The following is a 2,706-nucleotide window of genomic DNA, read 5'->3' as shown; positions in this document are numbered from 1 at the left end:
CGGTGCGAGGGTGCCGAGGGAGGAGTAGAAGACCGCGAAGGTCTCGGGCGTGGTCATCCGCTCTGCTCCTCAGGGGCTCGTCCCCGACCCGGGCGAGAACGCCGAACCGGTGAAGTCCGCTGGAGCGGTGGAGAAGCGGAGCTTCACCGGCCGCTCCGGTGAGGAGATCGTACAGGCGCGCAGACGGCGGGGGAGGGGTTCCCGGTGCGCCCGCACCTCGGCCCGACCCGCTCTCGCCGCCACCGGTCGGATACCGCCGGCGGAGCGCGGGGTTCAGTCGCCGACGGCGAAGCGTTCGCCGACGTGGTTCCGCTGCTCGATCTCGTCGACGAGGGCCACCGCGTAGTCCTCGGCGGAGATTCGGCTCCTGCCCTCGGAGTCCACGACCAGGTCGTCGAGGGCGGTGCGGTAGGTGCCGGTGCGCTCGCCGGGCTCGATCTGTCCGGCGGGGCTGAGGCAGGTCCAGCGGACGTCGTGGACGGAGCGGTAGAAGTCGAGGGCGTCGCCGTGGGCGTGCATGATCTGCAGCAGGGGCTCGGGCAGTCCTTCGGCGTCCCACACCTGCTTTCCGTCGGGTGTGCGCAGCGAACCGGCGCCGTTGACGGTGATCAGCCGCGGGGCCTTTCCGTCCAGCGAACGCAGCCCGGCCACCAGGGACTCGGCGGAGGGCGCGATGGTGGCGAGGTGACCGGGCCCGTCACTGCCGCCGACGGCGCTGACGACCACGTCCTGGCCCCGGGCCGCGGCGGTCACCGAAGCGGGGTCCAGGACGTCGCCGGTGGTGACGGTGAGGCCGGGCCGCTTCTCGGTGAGCCTCCCGGGGTCGCGGACGACGGCCGTGACGTGGTGGCCGCGGTCCAGCGCCTCGCGCAGGATGCGGCTGCCGATCATGCCGGTGGCGCCGTACAGAGCGATCTTGGCCATGGCGGGTCTCCTCGGGACCGGGCATCGGGTGGAGGCACCACGCTAGCCAGCGTGCCGTCGTCGCCCGGGAAGGCGCGCTGACACCCCCTGGTCGCAGGAGGTTCGGCGCGGCCTTTTACCATCATGTCGCATTCTTCGACGGAGCTGCTGCCCGGTTGGCCGTGTCCCCGCCGTCCCGCACCCCGTACGACACGACGGCTCCACCGCCCGGCGGTGGAGCCGTCCATCGAGGAGGAACGTCCATGCAAGCCCGGAAGATCGGCGCGGCCGCCGCCACAGCGGTGGCCCTCCTGGCGGCCCGCGACCTCGTGCAGAAGCGGCACGCGCTGCTCCGGAACTTCCCGGTGGTCGGGCACGCCCGGTACCTGCTGGAGACGATCGGGCCGGAGCTGCGGCAGTACATCGTGACCTCCAACGAGGAGGAGCGCCCGTTCAGCCGTGACCAGCGCACGTGGATCTACGCGTCGGCGAAGGAGGAGAACAACTACTTCGGGTTCGGCACCGAGGTCGACGTCGAGCACGTCCAGGGGCACGCCTACCTGAAGCAGCGCACCTTCGCCGGCACGCTGCCCGACGCGCACGACCCGCAGGCCCCGCTGCCCTCGGCCAAGGTGCTGGGCGGGCCGCGCGGGCGCGCCAAGGCCTTCCGGCCGGCGAGCGTGGTGAACATCTCGGCGATGAGCTTCGGGTCGCTCTCCGGCGCGGCCGTCACGGCGCTCAACAAGGGGGCGGCGCTCGCGGGCACGATGCACAACACGGGGGAGGGCGGCCTCTCGCCGTACCACCGCAACGGCGGTGACCTCGTCCTCCAGCTCGGCACGGCGTACTTCGGCTGCCGCAACGAGGACGGCACCTTCAACCTCGACAAGCTCAAGGAGGTGGTCGCCGGCGCGCCCGTCAAGGCGATAGAGATCAAGCTCTCCCAGGGCGCCAAGCCGGGGCTGGGCGGGATGCTGCCGGGCGCGAAGGTGACGGCCGAGATCGCCGGCATCCGCGGCATCCCGGAGGGCCAGGACTGCGCCTCGCCGTCGCGGCACTCCGCGTTCGGCGACGTCGACTCGATGCTCGACTTCGTCGAACTGCTCGCCACCGAGACCGGTCTGCCGGTCGGGGTCAAGAGCGCGGTGGGCGAGATGGGCTTCTGGCAGGAGCTGGCCTCGCTGATGGCGCGCGGCGACCGCGGGGTCGACTTCGTGACGATCGACGGCGGCGAGGGCGGCACCGGGGCGGCGCCGCGGATGTTCGCCGACTCGGTGTCGCTGCCGTTCCGAATGGGCTTCTCCCGGGTCTACGGCACCTTCGCCGAGCTGGGGCTGACCGACGAGCTGACCTTCATCGGTTCCGGCAAGCTCGGCCTGCCCGAGAACGCCGCCGTCGCCTTCGCCCTGGGCGTCGACATGATCAATGTGGCCCGTGAGGCGATGCTGTCGATCGGCTGCATCCAGGCCCAGAAGTGCCACACCGACAAGTGCCCCACCGGCATCGCCACCCAGAACCCGTGGCTGGCCCGCGGCATCGACCCGGCCTCGAAGGCCGACCGGGCCGCCTCCTACCTGCGAACCCTGCGCAAGGAGCTGATGAAGGTCTCGGCGGCCGTCGGCGTCGCCCACCCGGCACTCATCACGGCCGACGACTTCGAGATCATGAACGGCGACTACGAGGCCCGCACCCTCGCCGGTGTCTACGGCCCCGGCGAGGCTGCGCAGCGCCGATTCGTCCACGGTGACCTGCCCGCCGCCGAGACCCGCCTTCTCCAGCTGGCGCGGGAGCAGGTGGTCGCGG

The 2,706-nt window shown here is 71.8% G+C and carries 2 protein-coding genes; one reads left to right on the top strand and one right to left on the bottom strand.

Going from position 1 to position 2,706, the window contains the following annotated elements; translation table 11 throughout:
* Positions 1 to 273: 273 nt before the first annotated feature.
* Positions 274 to 924, bottom strand: coding sequence for an NAD(P)-dependent oxidoreductase (locus ACIQOV_RS36280; protein ID WP_401055069.1), 651 nt, complete (start codon positions 922 to 924; stop codon positions 274 to 276).
* Positions 925 to 1,166: 242 nt separating this feature from the next.
* Here ACIQOV_RS36280 and ACIQOV_RS36275 point away from each other — a divergent pair.
* Positions 1,167 to 2,706, top strand: a 1,540-nt coding sequence (locus ACIQOV_RS36275; protein ID WP_401055068.1) for an FMN-binding glutamate synthase family protein, incomplete at its 3' end; no start/stop codon positions are given.

Origin of the sequence: Kitasatospora sp. NPDC091257 (assembly GCF_044757675.1) — a bacterium.
GTDB classification, from domain to species: Bacteria; Actinomycetota; Actinomycetes; order Streptomycetales; family Streptomycetaceae; genus Kitasatospora; species Kitasatospora lactacystinica.
This window is presented reverse-complemented; position numbering and strand designations above follow the sequence as displayed.

What these genes read in the sequence shown, in the direction of transcription:
- ACIQOV_RS36280 (WP_401055069.1), bottom strand. Translation starts at nt 924, where the DNA reads ATGGCCAAGATCGCTCTGTACGGCGCCACCGGCATGATCGGCAGCCGC.